Source organism: Kitasatospora sp. NPDC093679 (assembly GCF_040683455.1).
Lineage (GTDB): Bacteria > Actinomycetota > Actinomycetes > Streptomycetales > Streptomycetaceae > Kitasatospora > Kitasatospora arboriphila.
Map to the genome: position 1 here is coordinate 1 of NZ_JBFBDW010000091.1, position 15,209 is coordinate 15,209.

The following is a 15,209-nucleotide window of genomic DNA, read 5'->3' on the forward strand; positions in this document are numbered from 1 at the left end:
CACTACGATCATTGATCGTAGTGCCCCGCCCCGCCCCGCCCCCCACCTCCGCCCCCCACCACGTATGAACTCCCTGGCCAGGGGCCGGATGTGAGGGTGTGGGAGGTCTCGGTTGGTGGAGTGTCCCGTCCATGCACGGGGTTGGGCCCGGTGAGCGCGGCCGGTCTCAGGGTGCCGGCGCCCCAGCGGTGGTTGGCCTGGTCGATGACGGGTTCCAGGGTGCGGCGGTCCTCGGTCCGTGGGTCGAGGGCGAGTTGGGTGTGGCCGGCGGCGGGGATGAGGTGCGTGACGCGTGCGGTGACGGTGCGGATCCTGGCGCGTTGTAGGCCGAGGGTTGCGAAGAGGTCGTAGAGGACGTCGGTGAGGCGGGGTGTGTGGCCGGTGGCCTCGCGCAGGGTTCGGGTGCGGGTGCTTGTGGTGCGGTCGGCGTAGGTGAGCTGGAGCTCGACGGCGCGGCAGGCCTGCTGCTGGGTGCGCAGGCGGGCGCCGAGGTCGGTGGCGAGATCGAGCAGGGTGCGGCGGACCCGGTGGGGGTCGAGGACGTCGGTGGGGAAGCGGCGGGTGGCGGCGATGCTGGCGGGCGGGCCGCAGGGGGTGACGGTGCGCGGGTCGCGGCCGTTGGCGCGGTCGTGGAGGAGACGGGCGGTGGCGGCGCCGGCGATGCGCTGCAGGGTGGGCAGGGGCAGGTCGGCGAGGTCGCCGGTGGTGGTGATGCCGTACCGGGCCAGGGTGCGGCCGAGTTTCGGGCCAACGCCGGGCAGTGCCTGGACGGGGCGGGAGCGCAGGAAGCTCCGGGTGTCGAGGGTGCCGGGTTCGAGGATGTGGATCCTGCCGGGGGTGCAGGTGTCGGCGGCAAGCTGAGCAAGGAGCGGGGTGTCGGCGCCGCCGATCGCGGCGTGGAGGCCGAAGCGGGCGAGCAGGCGGGTGGCGATCAGGTCGGCGAGGCCTTCGGGGGTGCGGCGGAAGTAGCCGAGGGCGCTGGTGACGTCGAGCAGGGCGGCGTCGGGTGGTAGGGCCTGGACGGTGGGGGTGATGTGGCCGAGCACGGCGAAGGCCTCGCTGTAGAGGGGGAACGTCGGCCGGTGCAGGCGGATGTGGAGGATGGAGCGGTTCGTCACCTGCTGCTCCCGAATCTGACGTGCCGCAGCTGCCCTGCGCCGCTGCCCCGGCCGCCGTCACTTCCCGGTGGCGGGCCGACCGGGCCGGGGGTAGCGGTGCCGCGGTGTGGGTCCGGGCCGGTGGTGGCGGGGTTGCCCGGCGGCGTGGTGGTGCGGGCGAGGTAGGCGCGGACGGCCGCGGTGCCGCCGGCGGCGTGGGCGTCGGCGACCTCCTGGAGGTTCCAGGCGCAGCGGCCGATGACGGTCACGCTCTTTCCGCGGCGGGAGAGGGTGCCGCGGGCGAGGAGCAGGAAGTGGTGGAACAGCGGGTGGGCGGCCTGGGCGTGAGTGTCGTCGAAGAAGGTGAGGTCGATCTGCCCGGTGCTCCCTGGGGAGCCGTCGTCGAGGGAGACGAAGATCGTGCGGCGTCCGGAGCGCATCGGCGGGGTCTGGATGGCGACCTTCGCGCCCGCGACCAGGACGGTCTCCCCGTCCCGGTGCTCCTTCAGCCGGTGGGCGGGGGTGACGCCGAGCTCGGCGATCAGCGGGTGGAAGGGCTCCATGAGGTGCCGGGAGGCGTCCATGCCGAGGACCTCGAGTTCGGCCTGCGCCTCCTCGGCCGGGCTCATCACCGGCAGACCCGTCGTACCCGGTGCCGGGGCGGCGGGGTGGGCGAGGACCAGCTGGTTCGGGGAGGCCTTGGTGCGGTAGTGGCGGTGGAGTTCGTCGATCTGCAGCAGGAGCTCGCGGCAGTGCGCGCCGGGGGCGAGCGGGTCGAGCGCGCCGATGCGGGCGAGGCGTTCGGCGATCGGCCGGGAGGGGCGGGCGCGGTCCCAGAAGTCGGCGAGACTGCTGTAGGGGCTGCCGGCCGCGATCCGCTCGGCGATCTCCCGGGTGATGCCGTGCACGTCGGCAAGGGAGATCCGCAGTCCCAGCCGGCCGTCGGGCAGCTGCTCGGTGCGGTAGGTGGCGGCGGAGTGCTGGACGTCCACGGGCAGGACGGGCACGCCGCGGCGTCGGGCGTCCGCGAGCATCAGGCGCTTGGGGTACATCCCCGGGTCGTGCTCCAGCAGGCCGGCGTAGAACGGCGCCGGCCAGTGGGTCTTCAGCCAAGCGGACTGCAGCACCGGCAGGGCGAAGGCGACCGCGTGCGCGCGGGCGAAGCCGTAGGCGCCGAGGTTCTTGAGCATGGTCCACACCCGCTCGATGACCTCGGGCCGGTAGCCAGCCGCGGCGGCGCGCCGCCGGTACCAGGCCTCCAGAGCCGGGGCGCGGTCGGGTTCGGCGAGGGCGCGGCGGGCCTCCTCCCCCATCGCCAGGTCGGTGCGGGTCATGGCGGCGAACAGGCCGGCGACCTGCTCGTTGAAGACCACCACGCCGTAGGTGGGGCGTAGCCAGGGTTCGAGGTCGGGGTGGGGGTAGGTGACGGGGCGTTGGCCGTGCCGGCCGAGGAGGAAGGGGCGGATCATGTCGGCTTGGACCGGGCCGGGCCGGAAGAGGCTGATCTCGGCGATTAGGTCGTCGAAGGTCTGCGGCTGGAGGCGGCCGAGGAGGTCTTTTTGGCCGGGTGACTCCAGCTGGAACACTCCCAGGCTTTCGCCTTCGCGCAGCAGCTCGAACGCTTTCGGGTCGGTGAGCGGCACCTGCTGCGGGTCGTCCAGGTCGATTCGCCGGCCGGTGGTGCGCGCGATCTCGGCGGTGGTGTGGGCCATGGCGGATTGGATCCGTACGCCGAGGATGTCGAGTTTGAGCAGGCCGAGGTCTTCGACGTCGTCCTTGTCGTACTGGCTCATGGGCAGGCCCTGCCCGGCGGAGGGCATCACGGGGGTGCGGGCGAGCAGGGTGGAGTCGGACAGCAGCACGCCGCTGGGGTGCATGGCGATCCCGCGCGGCAATGCGTCCAGCTGCTCGACCAGGTCCCACAGCCTGCCGTACCGGTCGGCATGCTCGGCGATCTGCCGCAGTTCCGGCAGTTCGGCCATCGCTGTTCGCACCTCGCGGGCGCGGATGTGCGGGAAGGCCTTGGCGAGGCGGTCCACCTCCTGCGGGTCCAGGCCCAGCGCGAGGCCTGCGTCGCGGATCGCCCACCGGATGCGGTAGGTCTCCGGCATCGCCACGGTGGCCACCCGCTCGGGTCCGAAGCGGTCCAGGACGGCCCGGTAGCACTCCAGGCGGCGCGCGGACTCCACGTCGATGTCGATGTCCGGCAGCGAGGTCCGCCGGTAGGACAGGAACCGTTCCATGATCAGGCCGTGGTCCAGCGGCATCGCGGCCGCGATGCCCAGCAGGTGCACCACCAGGCTCCCGGCCGCCGACCCGCGCGCCGCCACCCGGATCCCCGACGCCTTGATGTCCGCGACGACCTGCCCCACGGTCAGGAAGTAGGTGGGCCAGCCCAGCGCGGAGATCACGTCCAGCTCCTCGCGCAGCCGGGCCACCGCCTTGGGGCGCCGGTCGTACCCGCGTCGAGCGAGCTCCGCCTCGCACCGCTCCCGCAGCACCCGGGCCGAGGTCCCCGGCGCCAGGTGGAGCCGGTCCTCCTCCGGGAAGTGCACCCCGCCCAACCCCAGGTCCGACACCGGATCCAGGCGGCACTCGGCCCCGGTCCGGGCGGTCACCGCCAGCAGCCGCCACCCGCCCGACGGGCCCTGCCCGGCCGCCTCCGCCACCTCCCCTGCCAGCTGCTCCATCGCCGCGGCCGGCTTCAGCCACCGCTCCCCCCGGCACACCGCCTGGCCCGGGATCGGGCGCAGCAGCCGGGCGGCGTCCAGGACGTCGGCGAGCGGGGCCTGGTGGGGGTCGGCGTAGCGGACGGCGTTGGTCAGGACGGCGAGCAGGTCGAGGTCAGCGGCCAGGCCGACGGTGCGGGCAGCCAGGCGCAGCGAGCCCGGGCCGGTGCCGGTGTGGTGGTGGACGGCTTCCAGGCGCAGGTGGGAGCCGAACCACTCCCGCCACGGGGCGATCAGTTGGGCGGCGCGGTCCGGGCGGCCGGCCGCGAGCGCGCGGATTGGTTCGGAGGCGGGGCCGAGGAGGACGGTGAGGCCTTCGGTGTGGGCGGCGAGGACCTCCAGCGGCACGACGGGCCGATCAGCGCCGTGCTCGGCGCGTACCGACCAGGCGGTGCTGATCAGCGCGCACAGGTGGGCCCAGCCGGTGCGGTTGCGGGCCAGCAGGGTGACGCGCGGCGCCGTCTCGTCGAGGAACGCACCGCCCCGCACCGGGGTCCGGCGGCGAGGGCCGGTCGGGTCCGGGTCGATCCGGCCGACGGCGAGGTCCGCGCCGAACAGCGGCCGGATCCCGGCCGCGGCGCAGGCCTTCGCGTGCCGCACCGCGCCGGCGACGGTGTCCCGGTCGGTCAGCGTCAACTCACTGAACCCGTGCTCGGCCGCCCGCTCCACCAGGGCGGCCGGCAGCGAGGCACCGTAGCGAACCGAGTAACCCGAGGCGACATGGAGGTGCGCGAACACCACCCTCACCTCCAGTCCATCAGCCCCTTCGTCGCCACCCGGCTCCCCTCCGGCCCTTCCATTCGACCACTTGTTCGAATTAAGGTGCAAGGATCATTACCCTGAGTAGAGCAGCACTACCGCTCTGTCATGCCGACGTGAAGTGGTCGACGCAGTGCCGCACCGCCGGCTAGGGCGCGGGAGAGCGCAGCGGATGGGATGCCGGCTTCCGACAGCTCTGCGAGGAGTGCGCTTCGGGGCCCGCGCCGTCTTCCAGGAGTCTGCCGTCGGCCGGCCGGGTGGAGCTGCGCCGTTCCTGCGAACGGTCGGCGGGGCGGCGCGAGTTCGAGCGGAAGAGGGTTCTACGATGGCGTTGTGCCGAAGAGCGAACAGGTGATCGAATTCCCGTCGGAACTCCTTGCGAAGGAGGCGGCGCTGCGCGCGGCCCGCGCCGCTCACTGGGACTACCTGCGCGCCCTGCCCAGCGGGATGAATGTCGAGCTGACCGATGAGCAGCGGGCTGAGACGGCGCGGCTCCGGGAGGCCGAGCGGCAGGCGGCGCATGCCCTGGGTACCGACGGCTACTGGGCCACACTGGTGGGTCCGGCGCGGATCGAGCACCGCGCCGTGCTCACCCACACCGTCCTGCCCGAGTAGCCCTTCGCCCGGCCGGAGCTGTTGGGCCGGATCGATCGTGATGCGGGGCAGCGGAGTCCTGCGCACGGTCTCGGTGGTGCAGCAGGTGGTTCCGCCTGGTGGTGCGGGAGCGCCGGGTTCAGGCGCCGGTGGAGAACGTGAGCCCGCCGTCGGCCAGGGAGCGGCGCGCGGGTGCGGGGGCCGGCTGCTCGGTGCTGGGCGGTGGCAGGAACAGGTCCCGGTCCACGGGCGGCAGCGGGCGCCTCTCGGCCGGGTCCGGCCGATCGGCGGCGGGGGCGGAGAACTCCGGCAGGCCCAGAGGGCGACGATCACCATTCATGATCGCCAGTATGACCGCCCGTCAGCACGCCAAACGGCGCAGCCCTGCCCTCTCGCATCCGGCCGGGGGCGGGTCCGCCGCCCGCACTGGACCCGGGACGCTTGCGGTTCTACTGGTCGGCGAGGGCGGCCCGGAACTCCTGGGTGGTCACGAACACCGACCCGCGTACCGCCCGCTGCTGGCCGTCGGCCCGGTTCCGCTCAGCCGTCTCGGCGGCGGCTCGCATCCGCTCCGCCCGGAAGCGTTCGACGGCGTCGGCGAACTCGCCGGGCACCGGGCGGCGGTCGACGATCCCCGCCACGGCGCCGTACAGCGTCGGGGCGCCGTAGGTCTCGCAGCGCCAGCCGTGCGAGCGGGCGGCGGTCCTGGCCAGCAGCACCTGCCCCCAGCAGCAGGTGTGCATGAACACTTCGGACAGTTCTCCCCAGGATTTCCTGTACCCCAACTACTCACACCTGTGGACGGCGCCGATCCCTGGCTTCTCGGGCCATGGCGACGGCCGCCCGCCGCAGCCCCTCGGGTTTGTGCTCCGGCCACTGGGCCCTGGTGGGCTCCGCGGCGGTCCGGGTCCCCGTCGACTGAGGAGCGGGCGAAGTCTTCACCACCGTGCGCCGGTGACAGCCCGGGCCGTGGCCGGGACCATGGGGTTACCGGACGGAGCGGGACGCGGTGGGGGGGATGGTTGCGGTGGGCGGAGGGCGACGGGGCGGACCCCGGGGCACGGGTTCCTCTGTGTGGCGCTGGTGGGGCAGGGACCGGAGCCCGGGGACGCGGAGGCGCGGCCCGGAGGCAGACCGGACGGGCCAGGGCCGGACCGGCAGCCAGACGGGGCAGGAGCACACTGGAGGCTCGTCCCAGAACGACCTCCAGCAGGGAATTCGCTGGACCGTCGACAGCGCGACGCACCACAACAGCCCGACCCCTCACGCCCACCCCCACCACCCCGCACATCCCGCCAGCGCTCCCGCCCCGGACACCGGTGCGGGACACACCCAGCCGCCGGCACCCGCCGTTCCCCAGCCTGGGTCCCCGCCCTCACACGGCCACCAGGGCACGGGAGTCGCGGACCACCACAAGGAACTGCACGCCGCCCCGGGCAAGGGACCGTCGGACGCCGCGCACCCGCACGGTCTTCCCGCCGCCCCTGCGGACGCCGGCGTACCGCCCGGAACGGCCCCACCGCACGCGATGCCCGGCAAGGAACCGATGGACCCCAAGGCACCTGACCACCACGGCGGCCCGTCTCCGCACGACGGGGAACCGGCTGGCTCACCCGGCGGGCCTCCGGCGGCGGTCGGGCACTCCCCCGCCCCCGGACACTCCGGGCCGCCCTCCTCGCCGGCCCCCGGGGGCGGGGGAGACGACGACGGGACCGTGCCCGGCGCCGGACCGGACGCCTCGGCGGTGGGCCCGGACGCGAGCGCCGCGCCGCCGGCGGGATCCGACCCTGCCCCGCCCACCGACGCCGGGCGGATCCAGGGGCCCGACGACTACGTGGACGGGATACACGTCATCGGCGAGCCGACGGCGACCGACACACCGGCTCCGCCGAACGCGCAGGGCGACGACGCCGGAGGGGCCCAACCGCCCCAACCGGCCACGCCAGCCTCCCCGGCAACCCCGGCCGACGACACCGGGCCGGCTGGGCACCAGCTCGCCGGGGAGCACTTCGGGGCCACCGCGTTCGACTTCGACGGCGGGTGCCCCGACGGCCCCGCGACGGACGGCCACCTGGACGCCGGCTCCCCCGACGGGGACGCCGGAGCGGGCGGCTTCGACGGCTTCGCCTCACTGGCCCCGCCGGAGATGCCGGTGTAGCGGCGCGGGGAGGCCCCGGCACCGTCAGGTCCACGGCCCCCGGATCACCTGGCGCTCCGGGAAGATCCTCGACTCGACGTACCGGCCGGTCTCCCGCACCTGGTCCGGCGTGCCGAACCCGGGCAGCTCCACGTACACCGTGGAGGAGGCCCCTGCCTCGTTGTACCGCAGGCCGAGGGAGGCAGTGTTGGTGAAGTACGTACCGAAGGTCCGGACATAGCTGGGCGATTCGACGATCTGGTAGTACCAGACGAACTGGACCTTGCGGCGGACGAAGCCGGACTTCACGTCGACTCCGTACTCGTAGAAGTCGGCGCCGCTGGTCCGCGGCTTCACCAGCAGCAGAACAAAGGAACAGAGGAAGTGGAGCAGCGCCAGGAAGCCGGGGAGCAGGTTGAACGCCCGCACGCCCACGCCGATGCCCCGGTCGGCGAGGAAGATGCCGGTCGCGGTCAGCGCGACGGCGATCAGGAAGCGCTTCACGAGCATGGACAGCAAGTGCCGCGCCTTGAGCCGCACCTGCACCTTCAGCACACCCCGCTCGGCGACGCGGTGGGACTCGGACTGCGTCCGCAGGGTCGGCGGGCCGGGGGTGATGGGTCTGCCGGTGACGGGCGGCCCCGCAGGAGATCGGGTCGGCGCGGGGACCGTGGCGCCGAGCGTGTCCCGGCAGGCCTTCAGCCGGGTCGCGGTGTCCCGGAACTCGGCCACCCCGAGGACCTGTTCGGCGGCCCTGAGCACCCGGAGATAGGCCTCCGCCGCCCCTTCCGCGTCGCCGTCGGCCTGGAGGAGCCGGCCTAGGCGGTAGGCGGCCTGGTAGTGCCTCTGGTCACCGTCCAGGACACGCCGGAACTGAACCTGTGCCTCGGCATGCCGACCGGTGTCGGTCAGGCAGATCCCGTAGGCGTAGCGCGCGGCGAGGTCGTCGGGCGCCTCCTGGAGGAGTTCTTGCAGCAGGGGTATCGCTTCCTCCGGCCGTCCCCGCCGGTGCAGGTCACTCGCCCGCTCGTACAGCACACCCTCGTCCGCCCCCGCCATGCCGCCCTCCCACCAGGCCAACTCCCCGCGCAGCCACGCACTCGCGCAGGCAGCAGCATTGTGCCGCCGTGTGACCTCCGCCATCAGGCGGACGGGGAAGGTTCCCGTTGTGGACCGGCGCACGCGAACCCCCGCTCGCGCCCCTGCGCGCTGGAGGCGCCGGGGGGACCTCGGGAGACGCTCAGTCCCGCGGGCCCGCCATCCAGCGGACCAGGCGGGCGTCCGCCCAGGAGATACAGAAGCGGGCGGCCTGGGCGTCCAGCAGCGCGGCGGCACGGCGACCGTGGATCACCGTGCCGAAACTGGAGCCCCTGCCCGAGCCGACCGGCCTGCAGGCGCTGAAAGACGAGGTGATGGTTCGAGGCCGGGCTGGACTGGGCGCGGGTATGGGCGAGGGAGCACGCAGGCTCGTTGGCGGCGCCGGCGCGGGCGTCGATCGACGGGTATCCGATCGGGACGTGGCTCGCGGAGCTGCGGGCGGCGGCGCAGGTGCCGGCGGGGCAGCCGGGTGCGCAGGTGCCGAAGCGGCGGCGGGCGCTGGAGGAGATCGACCCATTCTGGTGCCCGAGCTGGCCGGTCATCTGGCAGCGCGCCTACGCGACGGCGCGGCAGTGGTGGCTGGAGGCCGACGGCCGCGTGGACTGGGCCGCGTTGCCGGAGGAGACGGTGTTCGAGGGCGAGCAGCTCGGCCGGTGGGTCGTGGCGCAGCGGGGCCGGCTGGCCCGGGCTAGTGCTCTGACCGAGATGGTTCGCCGGGTTGGTGTTGGGGGCGGTTGGATGTGCGGTGATGTCCGTGGGTCCGACCGTTGAGGGTGTGGTGGCGGAACCTGTCCGTGTACGCAGGTTGACCGACCAGGAGAGGCAGAAGCTGCAGCAGATCGTGCGGCGGGGCAGCACCAGTTCGGTGCGGTTCCGGCGTGCAATGATGCTGTTGGCCTCGGCCGGCGGGAACCGGGTTCCGGTGATCGCGCAGTTGGTGCAGGCCGACGAGGACACCGTTCGCGACGTGATTCACCGGAATCAACGAGATCGGCCTGGCCGCTCTGGACCCTCGGTGGGCGGGAGGCCGTCCCCGCCTACTCAATACTGACGACGAGGACTTCGTCGTCCAGACGGCCACCACCCGCCCCACCAAGCTCGGCCAGCCCTTCACCCGCTGGTCGATCCGCAAACTCGCTGCCTACCTGCGGAAAGTCCACGGCCGCGTCATCCGGATCGGCCGCGAGGCGTTACGGTGCCTGCTCGCCCGCCGCGGCGTCACCTTCCAGCGGACCAAGACCTGGAAGGAATCACCCGACGCCGACCGGGTCTTCGCGTTCGACGAGTTCGGTCCGCTCGGCATCCGGCCCACGATGGGCTCGGGCTGGGCTCCCGCCGGCCATCCCGAGCGGCACCCCGCGACCTACCACCGCACCCACGGAATCCGTTACTTCCACGGCTGCTACTCGGTCGGCGACGACAAGCTCTGGGGCGTGAACCGCCGTAAGAAAGGCGCCGCGAACACCCTGGCCGCGCTCAGGTCGATCGGCGCGGCCCGCCCGGACGGTGCCCCGATCTACGTCATCTTGGACAACCTGTCCGCCCACAAGGGCCAGACCATCCGGCGCTGGGCGAAGAAGAACCGCGTCGAGCTGTGCTTCACCCCGACCTACGCGTCCTGGGCAAATCCGATCGAAGCCCACTTCGGGCCGCTGCGGCAGTTCACCGTCGCCAACTCCCACCACCGCAACCACCCCGTCCAGACCCGGGCCCTGCACGCCTACCTGCGATGGCGCAACACCAACGCCCGGCACCCCGACGTCCTTGCCGCCCAGCGACGCGAACGGGCCCGTATCCGCAGCGAGAAGGGCATCCGCTGGGGCGGCGGACCCGCTGTTGCCACGTGACAAGGGCGCCGGCTCCGCCGCTGGGCTACTTGACCAGCCGGAAGCCGGGTTGGTCGACCCAGGCCCGCAGGAATTCCGCAGTGCCGAGCACCATCGGATACTCCTCGTCGGTGAGGCCCAGCACCCCTGGAAGCCCGGCGACCACCGCCTGCTGGCCTTCCAGAAGTTCGGCCTTGACCACCCCTCCGAGGACGTCGACGACTGCCGCGGTGAGCAGAGCAGTGGCCGTGTGGTCGATCCCACGGTTGCAGCCGGCGCTGACATTCACGGCATGAGTCGGCTTGAAGCCGAGGACTGCTTCCACCTCGTGCTCGTCCGCGTGCTCGGCCTCGAAGATGCTCTCGTCACCGACCCCAGGCCCCATCAGGTAGACCAGAAAGGGCCGACGACCGTCCACCTCCTGCGCATCGAGCGCCGTCGCCGCATCAATGCCCAGCCATTCCACGGGCACGTTGACGTCGAAGTATCCGAGGCGCCGCTGCTCGAGGTGGGTGGAGAGCTCTCGCATCAGCACACTGAACTCAGCCAGCGCAGCCGAGGAGACAGGCTCCGCCAATTCGATCACCAGGGTTGGACCAGCCATGCCGGGAGCCTAGCCCGCTACCTGGCTCGACACCGCTGAAATTCTCACTACCTCGAATCCGGTCGGCCGAGCATCGAGCCGCCAACCCGGCGAACCATCCCGGTCACGGCACTAGGCGCGGCTTCCCAGCGTGGCGGCGTTGGCGGTGACGGACATGCGGAGGCTCCCTGATCAGGCAGCATGCAGTCCCAGGGTCCCAAACAGTCTGTTGACGTTCCAAAGATCCTGTTGCCTGTCAGGCAAACTACCCGCTCCGAGTTACCAGCCGGAGCGCCGCCAGGCGTCCAGCTTCCGACGGAGGGCGATGGTCTCGGGATGGCCGGGGCCGTGGATCCGCGTGTGCTCGATGACCGCCCGTTCGAGCAGGACGCCGGCCTCGCGCCGGTGTCCCATCTCCTCGTGGCACTGGAAGAGGAAGAGGCGGGTGCCGGTCGTGACGGGGTGGTTGGGGCGGATTCGTTCGTTGTCGGCGAGCGCCCGTTCGGCCAGGGCGACGGCTTCGTCGAGGCGGCCCACCTGGTGGTAGAAGGCGGCGAGGTTGGTGCGGGTGGTGGTGGTGGAGAAGTGGGTCGGGCCGAGGACCCGCTCGCTCTCCGAGAGGATCTCTTCCTGGAGGGGGATGACTTCGGCTGCGCGTCCGAGTTGCCAGTAGCAGGTGGCGACGTTCTCTCGGTGGCGGAGGGTGTCGGGGTGGTCCCGGCCGAGGATCTGCTCGCTCTTCAGCATGACCTTCCGGTGGAGTTCGAGGGCTTTCTCGGTCTCTCCCTTCTGCCAGAGCTCGGACGCGGCGTTGCCGAGGGCGTTAAGGGTGTCGGGGTGGTCCGTGCCGACGGTCCGTTCGAGGTCGGGCACCGTTCGTCGGTTGAGGGCGGCGGCCTCCGCGGTGCGCCCGGCCTGGGCGTAGGAGGAGGCGAGCTGACTGCGGGCGTTGACGGTGTCGCGGTGTCCTGGGCCCAGGATCCGCTCGCGGTGGGCGAGCACCTGCTCCTCGATGGCGATCGCCTCGTCGGTGCGTCCCGCCTGCCAGAGCGTGACGGCGAGGTTGGCGTAGGCGGTGAGGGTGAAGGGGTCGTCGGGGCGGAGGTTCCGTTCGCAGTCGGCCACCACGTGCCGGTTGAGCGCGATGGATTCGTCGAGGAACCCGGCCCGGTGGTGGGCGCTGGCGATGTTGATCCGGGCGGTGAGGGTGCGGCGGTGTCCGGGGCCGATCCGCCGGGCGCAGTCCTCGGCCAGGACCTGCCAGTAGGGGATCGCGAGCCTGGCCAGGCCGTTGTTGAGGAGGCTGTTTCCGGCCTGCTGCAGGACCAGGTGCGGCAGGGGCGTCCACAGGTGGTCGCCGGCGTGGCGGGCGAGGGCCTCGGTGTTGGTGCGCAGTGCGTCGGCGAGCTCAGGGTGGGGCTGGTCGACGTCGGGCCAGACGGCGAGCAGGGCGTCAGCGGCCGCAGTGACCAGGCGGGGCAGGTCCGCGGGAGGGGTGCTCTCGCGCGCCGCGCGGGCGGTGAGGGCGTGGATACGCACCGCGCGGGCCTCGTCGCGCCCGTCCCATGTGATCAGCGCGTAGCGGTGCAGGAGGTTCAGGGCGCTGTTGACCTGGGCGAGGGTCGGGGCAGGCGGGCGGCGGCGGAACACCCGGCGCCCGCGGTCGACGAGTCCGTCGGCAACCGGTGCGGTGTCCCACAGGCTCCGGGGGTGACCGGGCGCGTCGAGGAGGGCGGTCAGCTGCAGGACGGGGGTGACCAGCGGATCGACGGCCTGGACAGCGTCGAGAGAGAGCAGGAGGGTCGCGGTGATCCGGCGGAGGTTGCCCTCGTCGTCCGGGGCGGGCGGGAGGACCTGGTCGAGGAGGGCCTGCCTCGCGGCGAGGACCTCCAGGTAGGCGGTGCAGCCGAGGGTTTCGTTGATCATGTACGCGGTGGCATGGCTCAGCGCGAGTGGAAGGTGGCCCAGCGCCGCGGCGAGCGCGGGGGCCCGGCCGTCGAGGAGATGAGCCCGGTCGGCGGCGGCCAGCCGGGCACCGAGATAGGCGACCGACTCGTCGGGCTCGTAGACGTCGACGGAGACGACGGTGCGGCCGTTCTCGTTGATCTCGGCGTCGCGCCGCCGGGTGGTGGCCAGCACCCAGCCGGCGCCGGTGCGGCTGGCCGGCCACCAGGGGCGCAGCGCGTCGGGGTTGGTGATGTCGTCGAGCACCAGTAGCCAGCGGCTGGACGTGGCGGCCAGCCATTCAAGGAACACCCGGGCGTCGTGCTCGGGGTCATCGCCCTGCGCGCCCGGGAGCTTGAGGCGTTTCGCGGCCTGCGAATACTGGGTGATGACCTGTTGCAGTCCGGTGGCGTTCACCCACATCACCAGGTCGGTGCCCTCGGCGATGGCGCGGGCGGCGTAGGAGGCGGCCAGTTGGCTCTTGCCGACACCGCCGCCGCCGGAGAGCACCTGGGTGAGCACCACCGTCCCCGTGCGCGAGCGGGCCTCGTTGATCTGCTTCCGCAGGGTGGCGCGCGGCTGGAAGGCGGTCGCCAGGGCGGGTGCCTGGCCAAGTTCGACCGGCCAGGTCACCTCCGGGGCCAACGGATCCCTGCGGGCGGCGCTGACGGTTTCTAGGAACGGCCTTCCGCCGCAGTGTTCCGTGACGAGCCGGAGGAACCCGGCGTCCGCCAGCAGGAGGCTGACGGGGTAGGCGAACTGGCGGTGCCCGCCGTACGCCTCGATGACGACGCCGACCAGGCGGCCGTGGCAGAACACGGCGGTGCCGGAGGCACCCGACCACTGCTGCTGCGGGTCGGTCGACTCGGGTGGCCAGGTGCTGGTGTCCAGGACCAGAGCGCCTAGGCCGTCGTTGGACACCGGCGAGAGCTGCCCGCGGAGGTGCTCAACTGGGTTCCTCACCGGGCTGCGCCCCGTCAGGTCCCGGGGGTCGGCGAACCGGGGAAACCCGAATCCCTGGTAAGGGAGTTCGGTGATCCCGGTAATCCAGCCCCAGCGCACTGGCGGTGCGGCTCCCGCGGGCACGGGCTCGTCCAGCAGGAGGAGGGCCACGTCGGGGGCGCCCCCGGACACGGGGCCGGGCTGGGACCAGCAGACCTGGGCCCCGCGTCGGACCGGCGGCGGCGAGGGCGCGCCGGTGCGCGGATCACCAACTTGTACGTGGATCCCCGGCAGCGGGGTGCCGTCCCGTTCGGTGACAACGTGGCGTGCGGTCAGCACCAGCCGCGGCCCGAGAAGCCAGCCGGAGCCGTACTTCACGTGCCCGGAACGGCGGCTGACCTGTACCAGGGTCAGCCGGGCCAGGTCCTGCTCAGTCAGGCTCATCGGGGCGCGTCACTTTCTCCAGGCGGTGCGCGGCCCCGCGTCGCCCTCGGGGTGGCGTGCGGCGGGATCGTCCCGTTCGGCGTCTTGTGCTGCCGCCCCCTCCGCGTCGTCGCCCCCCGCGCCGCCCGAGCCCCAGGCGGAGCCGGGCCGGTACTCCTCCCGGTCGATCTCAATCGGGCGGTTCGTCGCGTCGTCCCGCACGTTCAGCACGAGCACCAGCTTGTGGGTGCGGCTCTGCCCTGCGACCCCGCCGGCCTCGGCCCCGGCCGCGCCGATGGACAGCTTCGCCTTGCCCGTGGCGTCCTTGCGGACCTGCACCTCCAGGTGCAGTTCGGCCTTCTCGACCTCGAACCGGAACTGCTCCCCCCGGCCCTCGTCCTGGGCCTGGTACAGCTGCCGCCGCAGGTCCTCCAACGCGCTCGCCACGTCGTCCTTGTGGTCCACTGCTCCCCCACCGATCAAGCCGATCACCTGACGAACCGGCGCATCCGGACCCGATCCTGCCCCTCTCGCACGTCCGACACACCCGGAACGCACGGACCCGCACGGACCGGGCGGAACACCGAACGGGCCCGGGCGACGGGCGGAGCCCGCAGCCTACGGGGACCGGGGCGCGAGGAAAGCGAACCTGACGACGAGCGACGCGAGCGACCCGACGCCGGACGACACGACGAAGGCCGCGCCTCCACCGTGCTTCGACGGGTGTGGCTGCTGCGGGCGGTCGCGGCCGCCGCGTACGATGACCGGCTGCCAGGCCGGTACACATCCCGTTTCCCGCCGCCGCGCCCGGCCCGGTCACCCGCCCGGGCCGAACCCGGGCGGGCTCGTGCGCGGCGCCTACCGGTCGGCGAGCGCGGCCCGGAACTCCTGCGTGGTCACGAACACCGACCCGCGTACCGCCCGCTGCCGGCCATCAGCCCGATTCCGCTCCACCGTCTCGACGGCGGCTCGCATCCGCTCCGCCCGGAAGCAGTCGACGGCGTCGGCGAACTCGTCCGGCACCGGGCGGCGGTCGACGATCCCCGCCACGGCGCCGTACAGCGTCGGGGCGCCGTA

Annotated in this window: 11 protein-coding genes and 2 pseudogenes; 4 read left to right on the top strand and 9 right to left on the bottom strand. The window is 72.8% G+C overall.

Annotated features, from left to right (window positions below; all coding sequences use genetic code 11):
- Nucleotides 1-8 precede the first annotated feature (8 nt).
- Both AB0O09_RS37635 and dnaE read right to left on the bottom strand, forming a co-directional pair.
- Entirely contained in the window at nt 9-1,118 is a 1,110-nt protein-coding gene (locus AB0O09_RS37635; RefSeq protein WP_363550039.1) for a hypothetical protein, read from the bottom strand.
- The gene (gene dnaE, locus AB0O09_RS37640) at nt 1,115-4,567 is read right to left on the bottom strand and encodes a DNA polymerase III subunit alpha (protein ID WP_363550042.1); all 3,453 of its coding nucleotides are present in this window, start codon (nt 4,565-4,567) and stop codon (nt 1,115-1,117) included. The genes AB0O09_RS37635 and dnaE overlap by 4 nt, the downstream gene beginning before the upstream one ends.
- A gap of 351 nt (nt 4,568-4,918) precedes the next feature.
- On the opposite strand from dnaE, the gene AB0O09_RS37645 reads away from it, so the two are divergent.
- Nucleotides 4,919-5,200: a hypothetical protein gene (locus tag AB0O09_RS37645; RefSeq protein WP_363550045.1), complete on the top strand. Its 282-nt coding sequence runs from the start codon at nt 4,919-4,921 to the stop codon at nt 5,198-5,200.
- Between the two features lie 118 nt (nt 5,201-5,318).
- On the opposite strand, the gene AB0O09_RS37650 is transcribed toward AB0O09_RS37645, so the two are convergent.
- The gene (locus AB0O09_RS37650) at nt 5,319-5,519 is read right to left on the bottom strand and encodes a hypothetical protein (protein WP_363550048.1); all 201 of its coding nucleotides are present in this window, start codon (nt 5,517-5,519) and stop codon (nt 5,319-5,321) included.
- A gap of 109 nt (nt 5,520-5,628) precedes the next feature.
- Nucleotides 5,629-5,964, bottom strand: coding sequence for a hypothetical protein (locus AB0O09_RS37655; RefSeq protein WP_363550051.1), 336 nt, complete (start codon nt 5,962-5,964; stop codon nt 5,629-5,631).
- A 929-nt stretch (nt 5,965-6,893) separates the two neighbouring features.
- On the opposite strand from AB0O09_RS37655, the gene AB0O09_RS37660 reads away from it, so the two are divergent.
- The gene (locus AB0O09_RS37660; RefSeq protein ID WP_363550054.1) at nt 6,894-7,337 is read left to right on the top strand and encodes a hypothetical protein; all 444 of its coding nucleotides are present in this window, start codon (nt 6,894-6,896) and stop codon (nt 7,335-7,337) included.
- A 24-nt stretch (nt 7,338-7,361) separates the two neighbouring features.
- On the opposite strand, the gene AB0O09_RS37665 is transcribed toward AB0O09_RS37660, so the two are convergent.
- Nucleotides 7,362-8,459: a tetratricopeptide repeat protein gene (locus AB0O09_RS37665; protein ID WP_363550056.1), complete on the bottom strand. Its 1,098-nt coding sequence runs from the start codon at nt 8,457-8,459 to the stop codon at nt 7,362-7,364.
- A 327-nt stretch (nt 8,460-8,786) separates the two neighbouring features.
- Here AB0O09_RS37665 and AB0O09_RS37670 point away from each other — a divergent pair, with 327 nt between their 5' ends.
- On the top strand, nt 8,787-9,185 hold the full coding sequence (locus tag AB0O09_RS37670) for a helicase associated domain-containing protein (protein ID WP_363550059.1): 399 nt from the start codon (nt 8,787-8,789) through the stop codon (nt 9,183-9,185).
- Between the two features lie 7 nt (nt 9,186-9,192).
- Nucleotides 9,193-10,261, top strand: a pseudogene (locus AB0O09_RS37675) (IS630 family transposase).
- Between the two features lie 25 nt (nt 10,262-10,286).
- Here AB0O09_RS37675 and AB0O09_RS37680 read toward each other — a convergent pair.
- From AB0O09_RS37680 to AB0O09_RS37695, 4 genes and pseudogenes are all read right to left on the bottom strand, one after another.
- Complete coding sequence (locus AB0O09_RS37680; protein WP_363550062.1) at nt 10,287-10,844, bottom strand: DUF6368 family protein; 558 nt, start codon at nt 10,842-10,844, stop codon at nt 10,287-10,289.
- Between the two features lie 258 nt (nt 10,845-11,102).
- Complete coding sequence (gene fxsT / locus AB0O09_RS37685) at nt 11,103-13,730, bottom strand: FxSxx-COOH system tetratricopeptide repeat protein (protein WP_363550065.1); 2,628 nt, start codon at nt 13,728-13,730, stop codon at nt 11,103-11,105.
- A gap of 432 nt (nt 13,731-14,162) precedes the next feature.
- Nucleotides 14,163-14,597: a trypco2 family protein gene (locus AB0O09_RS37690; protein ID WP_363550068.1), complete on the bottom strand. Its 435-nt coding sequence runs from the start codon at nt 14,595-14,597 to the stop codon at nt 14,163-14,165.
- 393 nt (nt 14,598-14,990) lie between these two features.
- Nucleotides 14,991-15,209, bottom strand: a pseudogene (locus AB0O09_RS37695) (hypothetical protein); the annotation flags it as partial.